The 18,371-nt window shown below is 62.5% G+C and carries 20 protein-coding genes; 12 read left to right on the top strand and 8 right to left on the bottom strand.

Annotated features, from left to right (window positions below; genetic code table 11):
• Positions 1-98: 98 nt before the first annotated feature.
• The gene (locus GQX66_RS20280; RefSeq protein WP_085748176.1) at positions 99-743 is read right to left on the bottom strand and encodes a glutathione binding-like protein; all 645 of its coding nucleotides are present in this window, start codon (positions 741-743) and stop codon (positions 99-101) included.
• Positions 744-890: 147 nt separating this feature from the next.
• Here GQX66_RS20280 and GQX66_RS20275 point away from each other — a divergent pair, with 147 nt between their 5' ends.
• Positions 891-1,448 carry a cysteine hydrolase family protein gene (locus GQX66_RS20275; RefSeq protein ID WP_240871140.1) on the top strand — a complete coding sequence of 186 codons (558 nt, stop codon included), beginning with the start codon at positions 891-893 and terminating at the stop codon, positions 1,446-1,448.
• 148 nt (positions 1,449-1,596) lie between these two features.
• Here GQX66_RS20275 and GQX66_RS20270 read toward each other — a convergent pair whose 3' ends face one another.
• Genes GQX66_RS20270 through GQX66_RS20255 form a run of 4 tightly spaced genes read right to left on the bottom strand, consistent with a single transcriptional unit; the run spans position 1,597 to position 3,304 of the window.
• Entirely contained in the window at positions 1,597-1,803 is a 207-nt protein-coding gene (locus tag GQX66_RS20270; RefSeq protein WP_007955014.1) for an SEC-C metal-binding domain-containing protein, read from the bottom strand.
• Between the two features lie 5 nt (positions 1,804-1,808).
• Positions 1,809-2,294 (bottom strand): LEA type 2 family protein, encoded by a 486-nt coding sequence (locus GQX66_RS20265; RefSeq protein ID WP_085748178.1) that lies wholly within the window; start codon positions 2,292-2,294, stop codon positions 1,809-1,811.
• A 31-nt stretch (positions 2,295-2,325) separates the two neighbouring features.
• On the bottom strand, positions 2,326-2,802 hold the full coding sequence (locus tag GQX66_RS20260; protein WP_064382925.1) for a YchJ family protein: 477 nt from the start codon (positions 2,800-2,802) through the stop codon (positions 2,326-2,328).
• A gap of 4 nt (positions 2,803-2,806) precedes the next feature.
• Positions 2,807-3,304, bottom strand: coding sequence for a DUF6231 family protein (locus tag GQX66_RS20255; protein WP_011332778.1), 498 nt, complete (start codon positions 3,302-3,304; stop codon positions 2,807-2,809).
• 199 nt (positions 3,305-3,503) lie between these two features.
• On the opposite strand from GQX66_RS20255, the gene GQX66_RS20250 reads away from it, so the two are divergent.
• The 4 genes from GQX66_RS20250 to GQX66_RS20235 all read left to right on the top strand — a co-directional run bounded on the left by GQX66_RS20250 (position 3,504) and on the right by GQX66_RS20235 (position 6,203).
• Positions 3,504-4,199 carry an OmpA family protein gene (locus GQX66_RS20250; protein ID WP_011332779.1) on the top strand — a complete coding sequence of 232 codons (696 nt, stop codon included), beginning with the start codon at positions 3,504-3,506 and terminating at the stop codon, positions 4,197-4,199.
• Positions 4,200-4,288: 89 nt separating this feature from the next.
• On the top strand, positions 4,289-5,011 hold the full coding sequence (locus GQX66_RS20245; protein ID WP_007952001.1) for an OmpA family protein: 723 nt from the start codon (positions 4,289-4,291) through the stop codon (positions 5,009-5,011).
• A 162-nt stretch (positions 5,012-5,173) separates the two neighbouring features.
• Positions 5,174-5,452, top strand: a complete 279-nt coding sequence (locus GQX66_RS20240; protein ID WP_085748180.1) for a DUF1145 domain-containing protein — start codon at positions 5,174-5,176, stop codon at positions 5,450-5,452.
• Positions 5,445-6,203 (top strand): collagen pro alpha-chain precursor, encoded by a 759-nt coding sequence (locus tag GQX66_RS20235; protein ID WP_085748181.1) that lies wholly within the window; start codon positions 5,445-5,447, stop codon positions 6,201-6,203. Before GQX66_RS20240 ends, GQX66_RS20235 begins: the two co-directional genes overlap by 8 nt.
• Before the next feature lie 149 nt (positions 6,204-6,352).
• Here GQX66_RS20235 and GQX66_RS20230 read toward each other — a convergent pair whose 3' ends face one another.
• Positions 6,353-6,817 (bottom strand): CopD family protein, encoded by a 465-nt coding sequence (locus tag GQX66_RS20230; RefSeq protein ID WP_240870947.1) that lies wholly within the window; start codon positions 6,815-6,817, stop codon positions 6,353-6,355.
• Positions 6,818-6,916: 99 nt separating this feature from the next.
• Between GQX66_RS20230 and dinG the strand changes: the two genes are divergently transcribed.
• The 5 genes from dinG to pdxH all read left to right on the top strand — a co-directional run bounded on the left by dinG (position 6,917) and on the right by pdxH (position 14,778).
• Complete coding sequence (gene dinG / locus GQX66_RS20225) at positions 6,917-9,061, top strand: ATP-dependent DNA helicase DinG (protein WP_007952008.1); 2,145 nt, start codon at positions 6,917-6,919, stop codon at positions 9,059-9,061.
• A 95-nt stretch (positions 9,062-9,156) separates the two neighbouring features.
• Entirely contained in the window at positions 9,157-11,637 is a 2,481-nt protein-coding gene (locus GQX66_RS20220; protein WP_240870944.1) for a beta-galactosidase, read from the top strand.
• 106 nt (positions 11,638-11,743) lie between these two features.
• Entirely contained in the window at positions 11,744-12,889 is a 1,146-nt protein-coding gene (locus GQX66_RS20215; protein ID WP_011332785.1) for an EstA family serine hydrolase, read from the top strand.
• Positions 12,890-13,002: 113 nt separating this feature from the next.
• On the top strand, positions 13,003-14,106 hold the full coding sequence (locus GQX66_RS20210) for an OmpA family protein (RefSeq protein WP_240870937.1): 1,104 nt from the start codon (positions 13,003-13,005) through the stop codon (positions 14,104-14,106).
• A gap of 24 nt (positions 14,107-14,130) precedes the next feature.
• Positions 14,131-14,778: a pyridoxamine 5'-phosphate oxidase gene (gene pdxH, locus GQX66_RS20205; RefSeq protein ID WP_102686602.1), complete on the top strand. Its 648-nt coding sequence runs from the start codon at positions 14,131-14,133 to the stop codon at positions 14,776-14,778.
• 5 nt (positions 14,779-14,783) lie between these two features.
• Here the strand turns inward: pdxH and GQX66_RS20200 are convergent, their stop codons facing one another.
• Complete coding sequence (locus GQX66_RS20200) at positions 14,784-15,020, bottom strand: hypothetical protein (RefSeq protein ID WP_134021714.1); 237 nt, start codon at positions 15,018-15,020, stop codon at positions 14,784-14,786.
• Positions 15,021-15,186: 166 nt separating this feature from the next.
• Between GQX66_RS20200 and GQX66_RS20195 the strand changes: the two genes are divergently transcribed.
• Positions 15,187-15,651, top strand: a complete 465-nt coding sequence (locus GQX66_RS20195) for a glycine zipper 2TM domain-containing protein (RefSeq protein WP_007969461.1) — start codon at positions 15,187-15,189, stop codon at positions 15,649-15,651.
• A gap of 148 nt (positions 15,652-15,799) precedes the next feature.
• On the opposite strand, the gene nhaA is transcribed toward GQX66_RS20195, so the two are convergent.
• A complete protein-coding gene (nhaA, locus tag GQX66_RS20190) occupies positions 15,800-16,987 on the bottom strand; it encodes a Na+/H+ antiporter NhaA (RefSeq protein WP_240870934.1) in 1,188 nt (395 codons plus the stop codon).
• Positions 16,988-17,233: 246 nt separating this feature from the next.
• Between nhaA and GQX66_RS20185 the strand changes: the two genes are divergently transcribed.
• Positions 17,234-18,328 (top strand): PLP-dependent cysteine synthase family protein, encoded by a 1,095-nt coding sequence (locus GQX66_RS20185; RefSeq protein ID WP_102686605.1) that lies wholly within the window; start codon positions 17,234-17,236, stop codon positions 18,326-18,328.
• Positions 18,329-18,371: the final 43 nt, after the last annotated feature.

Raw genomic sequence — 18,371 nt, 5'->3', positions numbered from 1 at the left:
GCTACGTTAGTGAGCAGGAGGGGGCCGCGCAAGCGGGGCGAGCGGTTATTTCTTCCCGTTGATCGTTCCCGCGCACGGGAACGATCAGGCCGGGTGACTCAAGCCTTCGGCGGATTGATCTTCTGCACCAGCGCGTAGGCCTTCACGGTCGCCGGGCGATCCTTGATGTGGTTGAACCAGCGTTGCACGTTCGGGAAGTCTTCCAGGTTCTGGCTCTGCCACTTGTGGGAGACGATCCACGGGTAGATCGCCATGTCGGCGATGCTGTATTCGGCGCCGGCAACGAACTCGTTGTTGGCCAGTTGCTTGTCCAGCACCCCGTACAGGCGCGCGGTTTCATCGATGTAGCGCTTGATCGCGTAGGGGATTTTTTCCGGCGCGAACTGGCTGAAATGATGGTTCTGCCCGGCCATCGGCCCCAGCCCGCCCATTTGCCAGAACAACCATTGCAGCGCCACCTGGCGGCCACGCAGATCCTTGGGCAGGAACTTGCCGGTCTTTTCCGCGAGGTACAGCAGAATCGCCCCGGACTCGAACAGCGACAACGGCTCGCCACCATCAGCCGGTTCATGATCGACGATGGCCGGGATGCGGTTGTTCGGTGCGATTTTCAGAAAGTGCGGCTGGAACTGCTCGCCCTGGCTGATATTGATCGGGTGCACGTCGTAGCGCAGGCCCGCTTCTTCGAGGAACAGGGAAATCTTGTGGCCGTTGGGCGTGGTCCAGTAATACAGGTCGATCATGGAAAGCTCCAAATCAGGAAAATGGCTTACGTGCGGACAGCAAACGCCGGCTTCAGGTTGTCCTGTGTGCGTTCGATAGCTTGCTTAGTCACAGGAGGTGATGCTCAAGTACGGGAAATTCAATGACCCCGCGTGAGAAAAATCGCCATGGAGCTCAAGGCCAACGCTGCACTGATCATCATCGACCAGCAAAAAGGCATTCTGGAGCCGCGTCTGGGGCGGCGGAATAATCCGTTGGCCGAAGAACGAATCCTCGACTTGCTGAACTTCTGGCGGCGCAGCGGTCGGCCGGTGATCCACGTGCAGCACTTGTCGCGCTCACCGGATTCGGTGTTCTGGCCCGAGCAGTCAGGCGTGGATTTTCAGGAAAGGTTTCTGCCGCAGGACCGCGAGTGGCTGATCCAGAAGCAGGTGCCGGATGCGTTTTGTGCCACAGGGCTTGAGGCGAAGTTGCGTGAGGCGGGGATCGGGCAGTTGGTCATCGTCGGCGTGGCGACGAACAACTCGGTGGAATCCACGGCACGCACGGCGGGCAATCTGGGGTTCGAGGCGTGGGTGGCGGAGGATGCGTGCTTTACCTTCGACAAGGCCGATTATTTCGGCACCTTGCGTTCAGCTGAAGAGGTGCATGCGATGTCGCTGGGGAATTTGCACGGGGAGTATGCGACGGTGGTCAGCACCGGGCACATTCTGGCGGCAGGCTGAAAAGCTTACGGTGAATGGGCCGGCCCCTTCGCGAGCAAGCCCGCTCCCACCTTTGCCTGCATTCCGTCAGAAGGAATACGGTCGAATGTGGGAGCGGGCTTGCTCGCGAAAGCGGTGTCTCAGGCGAAGTAGGCTTTCGCCCGAAACATCAAGCGCCGTGGCACTTCTTGAATTTCTTGCCGTTGCCGCATGGGCAAGGGTCGTTGCGGCCAACGTCTTTCAGGGCGTTGCGCACCGGTTCCTGGTGGGCGTGGCCGCAGTTCGGGCCGTGGACATGGCCATGGTCGTGATCATGGTGGTGATGGTCATGATCGTGGTTGCAGTCTGGGCCATGGACATGAGGTTGCTGGGTCATCGGGGTCACTCCGTAATCAAATCGGCGGGGATTATCACGCCATTGCGCGCCAGGTGCACGTAGTGAGCGATGAATAAACCGGTTTCCATCTCGCCCTCCAGTCGATAGGGAATCTGCTGGTGCGGGTTTTTCAGCATTTTCACCACCTCTTTCACCTTCGGCCACAGGTTGGTACGGATCGGTACGTTGTAAAACGCGCTGCTTTTGGGGTTCACCGTGATCCAGTGCTCGTGCTCGCCTTCGGCCAGCAGCATGTCGGCGAGATGTATGCGGTATTCCAGGCCACGCACGGTCAGGTCGCTATCGTTGGGGTTGTCGATGCGAAAGTGCAGGATGAATTTCTGTTCCAGCAATTTGGCGCGCACGACTTCGACTTTCACCAGGTGCACGGCGGGGTCGCGGGAATCGTCGGTAAACCATGACGCGCAGCCGCCAAGCCCGAGAAACACGAACAGTGTGAAAGCCTGAAATGCGCGCCAATGACCGAGCATGGTTTAACTCCCTTTGCTGCCCAGTCTAGCCTCAGCTGCCGAAATACCCCGCACAGCATTTCTTGAACTTCTGGCCGCTGGCGCACGGGCAGGCGTCGTTGCGGCCCAGCTTCAGTTGCACGGTCGGGTCGATGAAGTACCAGCGCCCGCTGTTCTGCACGAACGACGAGCGCTCGCGGTGGCTGTGCTCGCCCTGACCGTCATGCCAGCGCGCGGTGAAGGTGACGAACGCGTGTTCCGGCTGGCCACCGAGCACTTCCGAACTTTCCACGTCCAGACCGAGCCAGGTGCTCTGGGCGCTCCAGTCGCTGATCGACTGGCGATCCAGCCCCGCTTGCTGAGCGGGCAGGGTGGTCGCCACCAGATAATCGATCAGGCCCAGCACATAGGCGCTGTAGCGCGAGCGCATCAGGGCTTCGGCGCACGGGGCCGGGTGGCCGGCGTGATAGTGACCGCAGCAGGCATCCAGCAGGTTGCCGCTGCCGCAAGGGCAAATGGCTGTACTCATTGCATTACCACCAGTATTTCCCGAAGTTTTCCGGATTGGCCCAGAATCGCGAGTTGAGCCAGTCGGGGACTTGTTTGTAGTCAAGCAGATCGTAGGTGAACAGGGTCAATACCTGCTCATCCCGGGCGAAGCGTTCGCTGGCTTGCAGGGCCAGGGAATAAAAATCGGTTTCCTGCCAGCCGCTGGCCGGCAGGTCTGCCAGCACGGCGATGCGGCTGGCGTTGAGGTTGCGGATCCCGCCCAACAGATTCAGGCCGTCGCGCTTGGGCAAATGTTCCAGGCAGTCGACTACCAGCGCCAGGTCGAAACGGCGGGCCGCCAGTTCCGCCGGCAACGCACCGGGCGCGGCGTGCGCGACGCAGGTGTCCGGGTGCGCTTCCTTAAAGGCAGCCAGCGCCGGGAACTCGCTGGCGCCGATCAGCAGCAGACGTGCCGGAGCGTAGCGGTCGAGCAGGGCGGCCAATGCCTGCTGCGGCGTGCGGGAAGAAATGGCGACGTTCATCGAAGCTCCTCAATCAGAGCGCCAAGACTAGCCTGCCCGGACGCCAAGGCCTAGATCTCTGTCCTGCGGGTTTGCGGCAAATTCGTCGAAGTCCCGTGAACAGGCGCACAAACAGCAATGGCCTATTGCTGGCGGAGATTAAAACTCCGGTCTTTACTCCCTGAATCGGTTCTAAGCCGATCCCTCAGGAGAAAACTAGATGAGCATAGTTCGGACAGCATTACCCTTGGTTCTGCTAACCAGTGTGTTGACTGGTTGCGCAGGTTTGCAGAAAACCGACTGGCCGACCTGTGCGGCAGTCGGTGGTGTCGTCGGTGCGGGGCTCGGTGCGACCGAAAGCTCCGCATGGGCGGGGTATGGCGCGTTACTCGTCGGCGGTACGGCAGCAGCCTATTGCTGGGTTCACGGTGATGGCGATGAAGACGGCGATGGTGTGCCGGACAGTCGCGACAAGTGCCCGGGCACGCCTAAAGGCGTACAGGTCGATGCTGACGGCTGCCCTCCACCAGCCCCTGCACCAGTGGTCGAAGAAGCTGTAGTGGTCAAGGAAGAAACCATTGTCATCCGCGATGTTCACTTCCAGTTCGACAAGGCCACGCTGACCCCGGCCGACAAACTGGTCCTGGATAAGGTCGCTTCGCGCCTGAAACAGGAATCCAGCACGGCACAACTGACCGTGACCGGCCACACCGACAGCGTCGGCAGCGATGCCTACAACCAGAAACTGTCGGATCGCCGCGCGCACTCGGTGGTCAAGTACCTGGTCGAGAGCGGTGTACCGCAAAGCAGCTTCGTGTCGGTGACCGGTGCCGGTGAAAGCCAGCCGGTGGCAGACAACAAAACTGCTGACGGTCGTGCGCTGAACCGTCGTACCGAAATCAAAATCAACCGCTAGCCCCCTCGCATCCGCGGCTTGTGCAGTCGCGGATGCGGGTCTTTACTCCTGTGTAACCGGTATGGGCCGGTGACACAGGAGCTTTAACGATGAGTGTTCTTACAAGGTCCGTCTTGCCGGTTCTGCTGCTGGGCAGCCTGTTGACCGGTTGCGCCACCCACAGCGATGGCACCGCTCCCCTCAATCAACGTACCTGGCCGATCTGCAGCCTTATTGGCGGACTGGTCGGCGGCGGTCTCGGCGCGCTCGAAAGTGGCGGCTGGGCCGGCGGTGGCGCTGCGCTGGGGATCCTCACCGGCGGATTGATCTGCTATGCCCAGGATGGCGATGAAGACGACGACGGCGTGTTCGATCGCCGCGACCGTTGCCCCGATACCCCGGCCAACACCCCGGTCGACCACCGTGGCTGCCCGCTGCCGCAATATCCGGTCACCGAGAAACCTGCCGAACCGGCCCCGCAAACCGAAGTCATCACCCTCAACGACGCCGGCAACGTGCTGTTCGACTTCGACAAGTCCGATCTGAAACCGGCCGCGAAAAGCCAGCTGGACACATTGATGGACAAACTGCGCAATGCCGATGTAGTGAGCATCAAGGTCATTGGCCACACCGACAGCAAGGGTTCGGATGCCTACAACCAGGCACTTTCGGAACGTCGCGCCAGCAGCGTGGCGGAGTATTTGCTGAGCCAGGGCCTGGCACCGAACAAACTCACCAGTGAAGGGCGCGGCGAGAGTGAACCGGTCGCCGATAACAACACGGACGAGGGGCGTGCGCAGAACCGTCGGGTGGAACTGCACATCAATCGTTAGGATGAGTCTGTAGTCCGCAGGCTAGAGCTGTCGTTCGATGAACGTCATCGAACCGGCAGCCATCCGGCGGCGGTCCGGTTTTTTTCATTTTCCCCTCTGGCTTATCCCCTGCAGAAGCCGTTACTGTGCGCCCAAAGAATAATTCGCAACACGGGGGAGCGTATGAAGGTGTTCTGTGGGCTGGGGCGATTGTTGACCCTGCTGTTCTGCTGCGTGGTGCTGGCCAATCAGCTGGTGCCGTTTGTTCATCCGCTGCACCTGCTGGTCAATCTGGCCGGCGGTCTGCTGCTGTCGATCCACGTGCTCGAAGTGCTGCTGTGCAACCGCAGCCTCAAGGGCCGTCCGCACCCTTGGCGTGATCGTGGCCGCATCCTGTTGTTCGGCGTTTTCCACCTGCAAACCATCCCGGCCCCGGCCGCTCCGGAGGCTTCCCATGCGTAATCTCTGCCTGCTTGCTGCATTCATCAGTCCCCTGGCCTGCGCCCAGGTGGTCAGCGTCGAAACCAACTCGCTGATGCGTCTGCCCAACACTGCCAGCACTCTGCAACTGGAGAAACTGGTGGTCGCCGATTACGGCACTTTGCTGATTCCTTCGAACGTGACCGAGCTGAGTGTCGGCGAATTGCAACTGGGCCATGAAGCGCGCATCGCCATCGTGCCGAGCGAACAGGCGCTGGATATGAAAGTCATCCGCGCTCAACTTGCCGAAGGCAGCCAGATCACCGCCCGTGGTGCACCGGGCACCTACGAAAAAGCCGCCCGCGCCGGGCGCAATCTGAATCTGCAATTCAAGGCGTTGAATGCGCCGAAGCTGGTGGTCGATGCCCGTGGCGGCACCGGTGCACCGGGTTTTGTCGGGCTCGATGGCGCCAACGGTCAGGAGCCGGGTTGCACCTGGGGCCAGGCGGGACACGGTTTTGATGGCAGCAACGGCAGCGATGGCCAGCCGGGTGCACCGGGCGCGCTGGTGCGTCTTGAAGTGCCGCGCGAGTTTCCGGCCGAGCTGATCAAAGTTGAAGTTGCCGGCGGTGCCGGTGGCCCGGCCGGTCCTGGCGGCAAGCCGGGGGCGGGTGGCAAGTCCAAGGGCTGCCTGGTCTATCGCGCCGACGGCGGCAAGAGCGGCAAGCCGGGGGCTGACGGGCAGCCGGGGCCTGCGGGGGCGGCGGGGTCTGTCACCGTACAGCGCTTGTAATCGATTGCACCTACCCTCTACGTTGATCGTTCCCACGCTCCGCGTGGGAATGCCTCAAGGGACGCTCCGCGTCCAGTGACGCGGAGCGTCACGGGCTCCATTCCCACGCAGAGCGTGGGAACGATCAGGTATCAGTCAGGGTGCGCTCGTCAGAACGAGGGCCGCGCAGCTGCCACCGCCACCAGCACCACCCCGACCAGCAGATTGAACCCCACCACCTTGCGAATCCGCCCCAGCACCGCCGCACCCGCCGGCCAGTCCTTCGCCTGCACCGCCGTGCGCAGCTCAGGCAGCATCAATGCCTGAATCCGGATGAACAGCGCGGTCATCACCACATACAACCCCATCATCACCTGCACATAGCGCGGCGCGTTATCGAAGGCGATGTGTTGCAGATGCAGCATGCCCACCCCGGTGACCGGCAGCAGAATCACCGCTCCCCACACCCAACGAAAAAAACCTTGAAACACTTCCACCCAGAGCGTCAGGCGCCCGGGGCCGTCCAGTGCCTTCATGGCCGCGGGGCGCAGCACCATCCAGGCGAAAAGCATACCGCCGACCCACACCAGCGCGGCCAGTACATGGATGGGGTAAACGAGGCTAAAAGGTGTCATTGGGGTACTCCGTTCTGCGCGGGATCGATTCGCGGGGTATGATAGCCGCCGAACCGAACCACTGAAAATTTATCCAGCGTTTTTTGCGCCCGACACTCAATGATCAGCACTGAACTCAAAACCACGATCCAGGGCGCCTACTCGCGTTTTCTAGAGGCCAAGAGCCTCAAGCCGCGTTACGGCCAGCGCCTGATGATCGCTGAAGTCGCCAAGGTCCTCGGGGATATCGACACCGACGACGAAGGCCGGCGCAGTGGTGACCCCGCGATTGTCGCGGTGGAAGCCGGCACCGGTACCGGCAAGACCGTGGCCTACAGCCTGGCGGCGATCCCGACGGCCAAACTGGCCGGCAAACGCCTGGTGATCGCCACCGCGACCGTCGCCCTGCAAGAGCAGATCGTCTACAAGGATTTGCCCGACCTGATGCGCAACAGCGGGCTGAACTTCAGCTTCGCCCTGGCCAAGGGCCGTGGCCGCTACATGTGCCTGTCCAAGCTCGACATGCTGTTGCAGGAAGGCCACGCACAGACCGCCACGGCGCAGCTGTTCGAAGAAGAAGGTTTCAAGATCGAGGTCGATGAGGCCAGCCAGAAGCTGTTCACCAGCATGATCGAGAAGCTCGCCGGCAATAAATGGGACGGCGACCGCGACAGCTGGCCCAACGCGCTGGAAGACGCCGACTGGGCGCGCCTGACCACCGATCACAGCCAGTGCACCAACCGTCATTGCCCGAACTTCGGCCAGTGCGCCTTCTACAAGGCCCGCGAAGGCATGGGCAAGGTCGACGTGATCGTCACCAACCACGACATGGTGCTGGCCGACCTGGCGCTGGGCGGCGGGGCAGTCTTGCCCGATCCGCGCGACACCATTTATGTGTTCGACGAAGGCCATCACCTGCCGGACAAGGCCATCGGCCACTTCGCCCATTACACGCGCCTGCGTTCCACCGCCGACTGGCTGGAAACCACCGCCAAGAACCTCACCAAGCTGCTGGCCCAGCACCCGTTGCCGGGCGACCTCGGCAAACTGATCGAGCAGGTGCCGGAGTTGGCGCGGGAGATCAAGACCCAGCAGCAATTCATGTTCACTGCCTGCGAACAGATTGCTGATTTCAAGCCCGGTGAAGACGTCGAAGGCCGCGAGCGTCCGCGTCATCGCTTCATCGGTGGGGTGATTCCGGAACACATGCGCGAGATGGGCATCGAGCTGAAAAAAGGCTTCGCCCGCCTCAACGACCTGTTCACCCGTCTGACGGATCTGCTCAAGGAAGGCATGGACGGCGAGGTCAACATCGGCATCGCCAGCAATCAGGCCGAAGAATGGTATCCACTGTTCGGCAGCCTGTTGTCCCGTGCTTCCGGCAACTGGGAGCTGTGGACCGCGTTCACCGCCGAAGACCCGGAAGACAACCCGCCGATGGCCCGCTGGCTGACCCTGGCCGAAAGCGGTTCGCTGTTCGATATCGAGGTCAACGCCAGCCCGATCCTCGCCGCCGAAACCCTGCGCCGCAGCCTGTGGAACGTGGCCTATGGCTGTCTGGTGACTTCGGCGACATTGACCGCGCTCGGCACGTTCGACCGTTTCCGCATGCGCGCCGGTCTGCCGAAAAAAGCCGTCACTGCCGTGGTGCCGAGCCCGTTCCATCACGCCGATGCCGGCGTGTTGCGGGTGCCGGACCTGAAGGCCGATCCGCGCGATGCCGCCGCCCACACCGCCGCGATCATCCGTGATCTGCCGGAGCTGGTCGAAGGTTCGCGCGGCAGTCTGGTGCTGTTCTCGTCGCGCAAACAGATGCAGGACGTGTTCGACGGCCTCGACCGCGACTGGCGCAAGCAAGTGTTCATTCAAGGCAACCTGTCGAAACAGGAAACCCTGAACAAGCACAAGGCGCGGGTCGATGGCGGTGATTCCAGCGTGCTGTTCGGCCTCGCCAGTTTCGCCGAGGGCGTGGACTTGCCCGGCGCCTACTGCGAACACGTGGTGATCGCCAAGATCCCGTTCTCGGTGCCGGACGATCCGGTCGAAGCCGCGCTGTCGGAATGGATCGAAGCCCGGGGCGGCAATCCGTTCATGGAAATCTCGGTGCCCGATGCCTCGCTGAAGCTGGTTCAGGCGTGCGGCCGTCTGCTGCGCACCGAAGAAGACCGCGGCACTATCACCTTGCTGGATCGGCGGCTGGTCACCCAGCGCTACGGCAAGGCGATCCTCAATGCGTTGCCTCCTTTCCGTCGTGAAATATCCTGAGACATCGGTGGGCAGTTTTGCCCGCCGCGCTGTCTATCTCTCTGTCACTGCTTTTCCATTGGCCCTTGCGGGTCGTTAGGGAGAATTCCGTTCTCATGATTCGTCGTTCGTTGCCTGCCGTTTTTGCCCTGGTTTTCGCTGGCCCCTTGTTGGCGGCACCTGCCGGCCAGCAGACCCTGTTCAACTTTGTCCGCCCCGCCGACGTGGTGAAAGTGGCGACCGAAAACGCCGACCTGCCGCAAGCCAACGCCGAGCAGACCCCCGAAGGCGAAGTGCTGCGCCGGGTGACGTTCAACCCGACGGCGCGCCCGACCTTGCGCCTGAGCCCGCAGACCGGTGCCTGGGACTGGTCGCAGTCCGGCATGATGAGCCTGCGCATCCAGAGTGCGATGAACTGGGCGGTGACCGTCTACGTGCAAATCCAGAGCAACGACGGCAAGACTCTGGTCAGCCGCGTCGATCTGCCGGCCGGCCCGGCGCAGACCTTGCTCGTGCCGTTGACCGCGACCTCGCCACTCAGCCAGGGCATGAAAGCCGGGCCGGTGATGCCGATGACGATCGACGGGCAGCGCATTCTGCTGGCGAGCAGCAGCGGTGAGCTGGATCGCAGCCAGGTGGTATCGGTCAGCCTGTCGATGGACCAGCCGAAAGCCGCGCAAAGTCTGCTGCTTGAGCGCTTTGGCGTGCAGGACGAAGGCGAGGTGATCAAATCCGCCTACGGCAATCTGGTGGATGCCTATGGCCAGTCGACTCGCGGCAGGTGGCCGGAGAAAGTCGCCAATGACGAACAACTGAAAAGCGCCGCCGCCAAAGAACAGCAACAACTGAACACCTGGCTGGCCGAGCGCGAAAAGTCGTCGCTGGACAAGTTCGGTGGCTGGAGCAAAGGCCCGGCGTTCAAGGCCAGCGGTTTCTTCCGCACCGAAAAGCGTGACGGCCGCTGGTATCTGGTGACGCCCGAGGGCCATCCGTTCTATTCCCTGGGCGTGAACACCGTCAGCCCGGAGGTCAACCAGACCTACGTGGCCGGCCGCGAGTACATGTTCGAATTCCTGCCAAAACCGGGAGAGCCGCTGGCCAGCCATTTCGGCGAAGGCGACAACCGTGGCGGCAACGGTGTCGATCAGGGTCGTGGCTACAACTTCGGTCGCTGGTACGACTTCTACGGCGCCAACCTTCAGCGTCTGTATGGCGAGCCATGCACCCAGGACAGCGGCAACAAGGCCGGAGTCGCCGAAGCCGCCAAGGCCGGGGCCGTAGAAGAAGCCGCGACCAACGCCAGTGCACCGGTCGCCGCCTCCGAACAGCCGAAAGCCGGGGTCGCCGAGTCGGCAGCCACCAGCGGGCAAAGCGTTGCGACGCCGTGCACGAACACGGTCGACGAGCAAAAGTGGGCCAGCCACACCCTTGATCGCCTGCAAGCCTGGGGCTTCAACACGGTCGGTAACTGGAGCGCCCCCGTCCTCGGTAACGCCGAGCGCATGCCGTACACCTTGCCGCTGTCGATCGTCGGCGATTACGCCAGCATCAGCACCGGCACCGATTGGTGGGGCGGCATGCCTGACCCGTTCGATCCGCGCTTCGCCATGGCCACCGAGCGCGCCGTGGCGATTGCCGCCCGCGATCATCGCGATGATCCGTGGCTGATCGGCTACTTCGCCGACAACGAGCTGGCCTGGGCCGGCCCTGGTGATGATCCGAAATCCCGTTACGCGCTGGCCTACGGCACCTTGAAAATGACCACCGACGTTCCGGCCAAACGTGCGTTCCTCAAGCAGTTGCGCGACAAGTACCGCAATCAGGCGGGGCTGTCGAAGGCCTGGGGCATTGATCTGCCGGCGTGGGAATTGATGGAAGACCCGGGTTTCGAAGCACCGCTGCCGAATCCTGAGCATCCGGAAATCGAGGCCGACTTCAAATACTTCCAGAAGGTCTTCGCCGACACGTACTTCAAGACCATTTCCGACTCGCTGAAATGGCACGCGCCGAACCAGTTGCTGCTCGGTGGCCGTTTCGCCACCAGCACCCCGGAAGCGGTGGCGTCCTGCGCCCAGTATTGCGACGTGCTGAGCTTCAACATGTACACCCTGCAACCGCAGGACGGCTATGACTTCGCCGCGCTGCGCAGCCTTGACAAACCGGTGCTGATCACCGAGTTCAACTTCGGCTCCACCGACCGTGGCCCGTTCTGGGGCGGCGTGACCCCGTTGAGCAAGGAAGAAGACCGCGGCCCGGCCTACGCCAACTTCCTCAAACAGGCGCTGAGCGAGCCGTCGATTGTCGGCGTGCACTGGTTCCAGTATCTGGACCAACCGGTGACCGGGCGCCTGCTCGATGGTGAGAACGGGCACTTTGGTCTGGTCGGTGTCACCGATCTGCCGTTCCAGGGTTTTGTCGAAACGGTGCGCAAAAGCAACCTGGCGACCGTCGATCAGTTGAGCAAAGAGGCGCAGAAAACGGCTGCCGCAGCGGACAAGGCCGGCCACGAAACCGAAGGCGGCCGCAAGGCTGACGCCGGCAAAGGCCCGGGGCAGGGGGCAGGCCATACAGGCGGGCATTCCGGCAACGGCCACTGATCGTTACGAAACCTTAAGACCGCCCGGCCCGCAGCGGTTCCCAAAAGCCTCTCGGGCTGGAACAATGCGGGCCACTTTGTAGAGCGTTTTCGCGGGGGAGTTGCGGGTGCAGATTCAGGGCCATTACGAGCTTCAATTCGAAGCGGTGCGCGAAGCCTTCGCCGCACTGTTCGACGATCCCCAGGAACGCGGCGCCGCGTTGTGCATTCGGGTCGGCGGCGAAACCGTCCTCGACCTCTGGTCCGGCACCGCCGACAAGGACGGCGCCGAGGCCTGGCACAGCGACACCATCGCCAACCTGTTCTCCTGCACCAAGACCTTCACCGCCGTCACCGCGCTGCAACTGGTTGCCGAAGGCAAGTTGCAGCTCGATGCGCCGGTCGCCCGTTACTGGCCGGAATTCGCCGCTGCCGGCAAGGAATCCGTCACCCTGCGCCAACTGCTTTGCCATCAGGCCGGTCTCCCGGCCCTGCGCGAATTGCTGGCGCCTGAGGCGCTGTATGACTGGCAGACCATGGTCGACGCTCTCGCCGCCGAAGCGCCGTGGTGGACGCCTGGCACTGGTCACGGTTATGCCGCGATCACCTACGGCTGGCTGATCGGCGAATTGCTGCGGCGCGCCGACGGTCGCGGGCCGGGGGAATCGATTGTGGCGCGGGTCGCCAAACCGCTGGGGCTGGATTTCCATGTCGGTTTGGCCGACGAGGAATTCCATCGTGTTGCGCACATCGCCCGGGGCAAGGGCAATACTGGCGACGCCGCTGCCCAGCGCCTGCTGCAAGTGACCATGCGCGAACCGACGGCCATGACCACCCGGGCCTTCACCAATCCGCCGTCGGTGCTCACCAGCACCAACAAACCGGAATGGCGCCGTATGCAGCAACCGGCGGCCAACGGCCACGGCAATGCACGCAGCCTGGCCGGGTTCTACGCCGGTCTGCTCGACGGCAGCCTGCTGGAAAGCGAAATGCTCGACGAACTGACCCGTGAACACAGCCTCGGCGAGGACAAAACCTTGCTGACCCGCACCCGTTTCGGTCTCGGTTGCATGCTCGATCAACCCGACGTGCCGAACGCCACTTACGGCCTCGGCCCGCGTGCATTCGGCCATCCGGGTGCAGGCGGTTCCATCGGTTTTGCTGATCCGGAGCACGATGTGGCCTTCGGATTTGTGACAAATACACTGGGGCCGTACGTCTTGATGGATCCGCGCGCGCAGAAGCTGGCGCGGGTACTTGCCACTTGTCTGTAAAGCGTCGTCCGAGGTTCCAGGGCCGGAACCTCATGGCGAATTTCGTTTCAAAGCGTCTGTTTATCCGGGCGAAAGTCCTCTGATTGTTCACTACTTCTTTTTGTGGGTTTCCAATGTCGTCCAAACAAACTCTCGCCCTGGCCCTGTGTTTCGCAATCACCGGTTGTGCACAGACTCCGAAGAACGACGCCGATGGCGGCAGCTGGTGGCCGTTCGGTTCTTCCGACAAAGTCGCAGCCAAGGAGCCGGCTCCGGCGCCTGCGCCGTTGAAACCGGCCGCCACCGCGCCTGTGGCCAAGGCCGAGAGCAGCAGCCCGTGGTACTGGCCGTTTGGCTCGGACGACTCGGCGGCCAAGGCTGAAGTGAAAGCTGAAGCCAAACCCGAAGCCAAGCCGGTCGAAGTTGCCAAGGCCGAGGCCGACAAGGGTGGCAAATGGTGGTGGCCGTTCGGCGGCAAGGAGCAGGACACGGCCAAGGTCGTACCGATGCCTGATCCGAAAGTGACTCAGGCCTGGCTGGATGACTACGAGCCGCGCCTGCGCACCGCGATCAAGGACAGCAACCTGCAACTCGAGCGCCGTGAAAACGTACTGGTCGTGACCGCGCCGGTGGAAGGCTCGTTCAACCCGGATCGTCCGGCGATGCTGCTGCCAGTGACCCTCGGCCCGTTCACCCGCGTTGCGAAAATCCTCGAAGCCGACCCGAAAACCGCCGTGCTGGTGCTCGGTCACAGTGACACCACCGGTGCCGCTCCGGCCAACGTCAAGTTGAGCCAGGAACGCGCCCAGGCTGTGGCGGCAATCTTCCGCCTCAGCGGTCTGCAGCGTGATCGCCTGATGCTGCGCGGCATGGGTTCCGAAGCGCCGCGTGCCGCCAACGACAGCGCTGAAGGCCGTGCCCTGAACCGCCGTGTCGAACTGCTGGTGACCCCGCAGAACACCATGGTCGCGCTACTGAGCAAGTACAACATGCCAGCACCTAAGCCAGTGACCATGGTTGCTGCCCAGGACGTCAAGCCTGCCGCCAAACCGGTGACCCCGGCGCCGGCAGCTAAGAAAGCCGCTGTACCGGCCACCAAAAAGGCTCCAGCCAAGAAAGCTGCTGCCAAGGCTCCAGCGAAGAAGGCCCCGGCCAAGGCTCCGGCGAAAAAGACCGCGCCCGCCAAAGCCGCTGCAACCGACAAGAAAGTCGCTGCGACCGATACCACCAAAAAGTGATCCGCTAACGAAAAGGAATGCGCCGTGACCCAGTCTCTGGCAGATATGCGTCGTGATTACACCCGGGACGGCCTGACCGAGGCGCAAGCCCCGGCCGAGCCCTTTGCGTTGTTTCACCAGTGGTTTGCCGAAGCGGTGAAAACCGAACAGGCGCCAGTGGAAGCCAACGCGATGACCCTGGCCACGGTGGATGCGGACGGCCGTCCGCATTGCCGCATTCTGCTGCTCAAGGGCCTGGACGAGCAGGGCTTCACCTTCTTCACCAACTACGAAAGCGCCAAGGGCCAGCATCTGGCGGCGAACCCGTTTGCTGCCATGACGTTCTTCTGGCCGACCCTGGAGCGCCAGGTGCGTATCGAGGGGCGGGTGGTGAAGGTCTCGCCTGAAGAATCCGACGCTTACTATCAGGTGCGACCGCTGGGCAGCCGACTCGGCGCCTGGGCCTCACCGCAGAGCCGGGTGATCAACGGCCGGGGTGAACTGGAAGATTTGCTCAAGGCGACCGAGCAACGCTTCACCGACACTCAGCCTCACTGCCCGGAACACTGGGGTGGCTACCGCTTGCTCCCCGAGCGCATGGAATTCTGGCAGGGCCGCGCGAGCCGCCTGCACGATCGCCTCAACTACCGTGTGCAGGGCGCCGACTGGATTCTTGAACGTCTGGCACCCTGAGCAGTCTACCGAGCGGGATAGCCTGCCGCAGCGGCTTGGAGCCACTTCGGCAGGTCCCGGCGCTTGATCTTCTGCGCCTGAGCCTGCTCCAGCCGTTCGAGCATGAACGCGCGTTTGCCTTCATCCTTGCCGGCCAGTGACAATGCCAGATCGCGATCCATCCAGCGTTTGATCCGCACATACAGCCACCAGTGGAAGTACAGACCGGCGGCGGTGGTGACGACAATGATGAAGTAATCCATGGAAATCCTTGGGTCGGCGGCGCAGGAAACGGATTTTGGCGCTAGTGTTGGGTGAGTTCGCGGGTGCCTGTACCGGGCCTGAATGAAAGCAATTTTATCCGGGCGACGCCGTGACAGGCGTCAAGCTGCGGAGTTTAATGAATACCTGTCCTTTGGAGTTAATGCTATGCGTAAGTCTGTTCTGCTGGTTGCTTCCTTTTCCACGATGGCGATGTTGCTGACCGGCTGCCAGTCGAGCCTGACCGGTGACTCCTACTCCCGTGACGAAGCGCGTCGCGTGCAGACGATTCGCATGGGCACCATCGAATCCCTGCGTCCGGTGAAAATCGAAGGCACCAAAACCCCGATTGGTGGTGCAGCCGGTGCAGTGGTTGGCGGTGTTGGCGGCAGTGCCATCGGCGGCGGCAAAGGCAGCATCGTTGCGGCCGTTATCGGTGCCGTGGCCGGCGGCTTGATCGGTTCGGCCACTGAAGAAGGCCTGACCCGCACCCAGGGCGTTGAAATCACCGTGCGCGAAGACGACGGCAGCATGCGCGCCTACGTGCAGCAGGTTCAGGAGAATGAAGTGTTCCGCGTAGGCGAGCGGGTACGGATTTCGACCGTTGGCGGCACCAGCCGCGTTTCGCACTAAGCGCGAACAAGCGGTAAAAGAAAACCCCGATCAGGTGACTGGTCGGGGTTTTTTGTTGGTTTGCGGCATTAACGAAGCAGGAAAATCGTGGCTGCAGGACGCGTCTCTAAAGACGTGGGGATTGTTCTCTACAGTGATCCACGGAGTATCAGGAAGGCCGCGCGCTGTTCTTTCTGCTCGCCGCCAATGTCACTGCATAACCGATCAATGCCGCGAACACCGACCCGGTGAGAATGCCCATCCGGTCCATCCCGGCGTATTCACTGGCGCCCGGCACGAAGGCGAGGGAGCCGACAAACAGGCTCATGGTGAAGCCGATCCCGCAGAGGATCGCCACGCCCAGCACCTGGCCCCAATTGGCGCCCTGGGGCAGGGCGGCGATGCCGGTTTTGACGGCGAGCCAGGTCAGGCCGAACACGCCGAGGGTCTTGCCCAGCAGCAGGCCGACGGCGATGCCCATCGGGACGTGGTGGGTGAAGCTTTCGGCGGTCACGCCGGTCAGCGACAGGCCGGCGTTGGCGAAGGCGAACAGCGGCAGGATGCCGTAGGCCACCCACGGGTGCAGCGCGTGTTCGAGGGTCAGCAGCGGCGAAGGTTCGGCATTCCTGGTGCGCAGCGGGATGCAGAACGCCAGGGTCACGCCGGCCAGTGTCGCGTGGACACCGCTCTTGAGTACGCAGACCCAAAGGATCAGACCGATGATCATATACGGCCCGAGTTTGACCACCCCGAGCCGGTTCATCGCCACCAGCGCCGCGATGCACGCCGCCGCCAGGCCCAGCGACAGGGTCGACAGTTCGCCGGAATAGAAGATCGCAATGATCACGATGGCGCCGAGGTCATCGATGATCGCCAGGGTCATCAGGAACAGCTTCAGCGACACCGGCACGCGCTTGCCGAGCAAGGCCAGTACGCCGAGGGCGAAGGCGATGTCGGTGGCGGTGGGGATCGCCCAGCCATCGAGGGCGGCCGGGTTGTCACGATTGAGGAACCAGTAGATCAGCGCCGGCACCAGCATGCCGCCGATGGCCGCCGCGCCGGGCAGGACGATCTGCGACGGTTTCGACAGCTGGCCGTCGAGCACTTCGCGCTTCACTTCCAGGCCGATCAGCAGGAAAAACAGCGCCATCAGGCCGTCGTTGATCCACAGCAGCAGGGGCTTGGCGATCTTCAACGCGCCGATCTGCGCCACCACCGGGGTGTCGAGCAGGCCGGTGTACAACCACGACAGCGGCGAATTGTTGATGATTAGAGCCAGGATGGCCGCGGCGATCAATAACAGACCGCTGGCAGCTTCCAACTGAAAGAAACGCGTGAAAGTGCTACGCAGAGGCAAGGTCGCTCTCCATCGATAAAGTCAAAAGGTGGCACACCCTAACCCGTACCGTTAGTTGTTAAAACAAAAGTTATATTCTTTTTTGTTATATGCGGTTACAGAGCTCCAGGCCGACATGCAGCAGAGCCTAGCAGTTGCCCGAGGGATTGAAGCTCAGCTGTATCTGTCGGTGCCGTGGGATTTTTCCTAAGCTTGGGGGCTGAGCCTGTGAAGGCACTTCTGCCCGATTCAACGAGAACGACAGCCATGAGCGACAACCGACAGTGGGCCCGCGAAGCCATCCGGATCATCGAAGCGGACTTCCAGCGCAGCGCCGACACCCACCTGATCCCCTTGCCGCTGCCGGGGTTCCCGGGCATCGAGTTGTACTTCAAGGACGAGTCCAGCCACCCGACCGGCAGCCTCAAGCATCGGCTGGCCCGCTCGCTGTTTCTCTATGCCTTGTGTAACGGCTGGCTTAAACCCGGCGCGCCGGTGATCGAGGCGTCCAGCGGTTCGACGGCGATTTCCGAGGCGTATTTCGCGCGGATGCTCGGCCTGCCATTCATTGCGGTGATGCCGGCGACCACCTCCAAGGAAAAAATTGCGCAGATCGCGTTCTACGGAGGCCAGAGTCATCTGGTGGACGATCCGACCCAGATCTACGCCGAATCCGAACGCCTGGCCCGCGAGCACGACGGTCACTTCATCGACCAGTTCACCTACGCCGAGCGCGCCACCGACTGGCGGGCGAACAACAACATCGCCGAGTCGATCTTCCAGCAGATGCGCTATGAGCAGCATCCATGCCCGGCCTGGCTGATTTCCAGTCCCGGCACCGGCGGCACCACCGCGACCCTCGGGCGTTACGTGCGTTATCGCCAGCACTGCACCCGCGTGCTGTGCGCCGATGCCGAGCGTTCGGTGTTCTTCGACTTCTACCAGACCGGCGACGCGAGTTTGCGTCTGGACCACGGTTCGCGCATCGAAGGCATCGGCCGGCCACGGGTGGAGGCCTCGTTCCTGCCGAAGGTGATCGATGCGATGGTCAAGGTGCCGGATGCCTTGTCGCTGGCGGCCATGCATTACCTGGCGCAGCGTCTGGGCCGGCATGTGGGCGGGTCGAGCGGGACCAACCTGATCGGCGCGCTGATGGCGGCGCAGCAGATGAAAGCGGCGGGGGAGTCGGGCTCGATCGTGGCGATTCTGTGCGATGGCGGCGAGCGTTATGCAGACACCTATTACGATCCAGCGTGGCTCAAGGCGCAGGGCTATGAGCTGGAGGGATTGATGGCGGCTGTGGCAGCGAGTGCCGAGCAAGGTGAGGCGCTGCCGGCCTCGGTTCTGCGCGCCAATATCTGACGCCGAAAACGACTGTGGGAGCGAATTCGCTCCCACAGTTTTT

The sequence above is a fragment of the Pseudomonas sp. B707 genome (assembly GCF_022496685.1).
Classification (GTDB): Bacteria; Pseudomonadota; Gammaproteobacteria; order Pseudomonadales; family Pseudomonadaceae; genus Aquipseudomonas; species Aquipseudomonas paraglycinae.
Note: the sequence above shows the minus strand (reverse complement) of the source record. Positions and strands in the feature narration are given on the sequence as shown.

Excerpts from the sequence above, each read along its gene's own strand:
- GQX66_RS20235 (WP_085748181.1), top strand. The coding sequence starts at position 5,445 with ATGCGTAATCTCTGCCTGCTTGCTGCATTCATCAGTCCCCTGGCCTGC.
- GQX66_RS20245 (WP_007952001.1), top strand. The coding sequence starts at position 4,289 with ATGAGTGTTCTTACAAGGTCCGTCTTGCCGGTTCTGCTGCTGGGCAGC.
- GQX66_RS20255 (WP_011332778.1), bottom strand. The coding sequence starts at position 3,304 with ATGAACGTCGCCATTTCTTCCCGCACGCCGCAGCAGGCATTGGCCGCC.
- GQX66_RS20270 (WP_007955014.1), bottom strand. The coding sequence starts at position 1,803 with ATGACCCAGCAACCTCATGTCCATGGCCCAGACTGCAACCACGATCAT.
- GQX66_RS20200 (WP_134021714.1), bottom strand. The coding sequence starts at position 15,020 with ATGGATTACTTCATCATTGTCGTCACCACCGCCGCCGGTCTGTACTTC.
- GQX66_RS20185 (WP_102686605.1), top strand. The coding sequence starts at position 17,234 with ATGAGCGACAACCGACAGTGGGCCCGCGAAGCCATCCGGATCATCGAA.
- GQX66_RS20275 (WP_240871140.1), top strand. The coding sequence starts at position 891 with ATGGAGCTCAAGGCCAACGCTGCACTGATCATCATCGACCAGCAAAAA.
- GQX66_RS20230 (WP_240870947.1), bottom strand. The coding sequence starts at position 6,817 with ATGACACCTTTTAGCCTCGTTTACCCCATCCATGTACTGGCCGCGCTG.
- GQX66_RS20210 (WP_240870937.1), top strand. The coding sequence starts at position 13,003 with ATGTCGTCCAAACAAACTCTCGCCCTGGCCCTGTGTTTCGCAATCACC.
- GQX66_RS20265 (WP_085748178.1), bottom strand. The coding sequence starts at position 2,294 with ATGCTCGGTCATTGGCGCGCATTTCAGGCTTTCACACTGTTCGTGTTT.
- GQX66_RS20240 (WP_085748180.1), top strand. The coding sequence starts at position 5,174 with ATGAAGGTGTTCTGTGGGCTGGGGCGATTGTTGACCCTGCTGTTCTGC.
- GQX66_RS20280 (WP_085748176.1), bottom strand. The coding sequence starts at position 743 with ATGATCGACCTGTATTACTGGACCACGCCCAACGGCCACAAGATTTCC.
- GQX66_RS20260 (WP_064382925.1), bottom strand. The coding sequence starts at position 2,802 with ATGAGTACAGCCATTTGCCCTTGCGGCAGCGGCAACCTGCTGGATGCC.
- GQX66_RS20195 (WP_007969461.1), top strand. The coding sequence starts at position 15,187 with ATGCGTAAGTCTGTTCTGCTGGTTGCTTCCTTTTCCACGATGGCGATG.
- GQX66_RS20220 (WP_240870944.1), top strand. The coding sequence starts at position 9,157 with ATGATTCGTCGTTCGTTGCCTGCCGTTTTTGCCCTGGTTTTCGCTGGC.
- dinG (WP_007952008.1), top strand. The coding sequence starts at position 6,917 with ATGATCAGCACTGAACTCAAAACCACGATCCAGGGCGCCTACTCGCGT.
- GQX66_RS20250 (WP_011332779.1), top strand. The coding sequence starts at position 3,504 with ATGAGCATAGTTCGGACAGCATTACCCTTGGTTCTGCTAACCAGTGTG.